Genomic DNA, 1,211 nt, shown 5'->3' on the forward strand with positions numbered 1-1,211 from the left:
TAAATACGGATAATTTATGTCGGAGAACGTTCTGGTTTTTAAATTTGAACCGATTTTGAAGCGCACATGCCTTCTCTCTCGCCTACGTTATCGTGGTGGGCTTAAATAATGGACCCGTTAACGCAAGGTTTACTGGGCGCTGCTTTGCCGCAGTCTGCAAGTAACAAGCGGCATATTGTGGCTGCTGGCGTGTTAGGCGTGGCCGCTGGGATGGCTCCGGATTTGGACGTACTTATCCGTTCATCAAGTGACCCATTACTGTTTTTGGAATATCACCGACACTTTACCCATTCATTGTTGTTTATCCCTTTTGGCAGTTTTCTCTGTGCTTTAGTGTTGTATCCGTTGTTTGCAAAAAGACGAGAGCTAAACTTTCAACAGAGTTGGTTTTATTGTGCCCTTGGTTATAGCACCCATGCGCTGTTAGATGCTTGCACCAGCTATGGGACTCAGCTTTTTTGGCCGATAAGCAACACACGCTATGCCTGGAACTCGATCTCGGTTATCGACCCCGCTTTCTCACTTCCTATTTTGATCCTGCTTTTGTTTGCCGCACTGAAGCGAAATCGAAATTACGCGCGTGTCGCATTTCTATGGTCTCTGGCTTATCTGACTCTTGGGGTTATTCAACGAGATAGAGCAGAAGCGGCCGGGTGGAAAATCGTCCAAGAGCGACAGCACAGCGCTGTGCAGCTAAAAGCAAAACCAACCTTCGGCAATCTTTTGGTCTGGAAAGTGATTTATGAAACGGAAGATAACTACTATGTGGATGCGGTAAGAGTGGGGCGCTCAATAAAAATCTATCCTGGCGAATCCACACCAAAGCTCAATGTGAAAACACAATTTCCATGGCTCGACCCGCAATCGCAGCAAGCGAAAGATATTGAACGTTTCCGTTGGTTCTCAAATGGTTTTGTAGTGCAAGACCCGGATGACGAAATGCGAATTGTTGATGTGCGTTACTCCATCGTGCCAAACCAAATTAATGCGCTGTGGGGCATCAATCTATCCCCAAAAGCCAGCGCGGATGAACACGTCGAATACACTGCTCATCGAGGTAGTACAGCGGAAGACCGCCAAACTTTTCTCAATATGCTTACGGACTTTGATTGAGCTCTTACTTGGGTTACATGGGGAGTGACTCAGTGACTATCAAGCCGATTGAAAGTCCTTCACCAGCGTCGGCTTATTAGCAAAGAAGATCTTGCTAA

General features: G+C 46.5%; 1 protein-coding gene. It reads left to right on the top strand.

All coding sequences use genetic code 11. The features are described 5' to 3' along the window. The first annotated feature begins 108 nt into the window (after positions 1–108). The gene (locus R7P67_RS25185; protein WP_318086368.1) at positions 109–1,113 is read left to right on the top strand and encodes a metal-dependent hydrolase; all 1,005 of its coding nucleotides are present in this window, start codon (positions 109–111) and stop codon (positions 1,111–1,113) included. Positions 1,114–1,211: the final 98 nt, after the last annotated feature.

It is taken from the genome of Vibrio sp. Vb0937 (assembly GCF_033338855.1).

Excerpts from the sequence above, each read along its gene's own strand:
- R7P67_RS25185 (WP_318086368.1), top strand. The coding sequence starts at position 109 with ATGGACCCGTTAACGCAAGGTTTACTGGGCGCTGCTTTGCCGCAGTCT.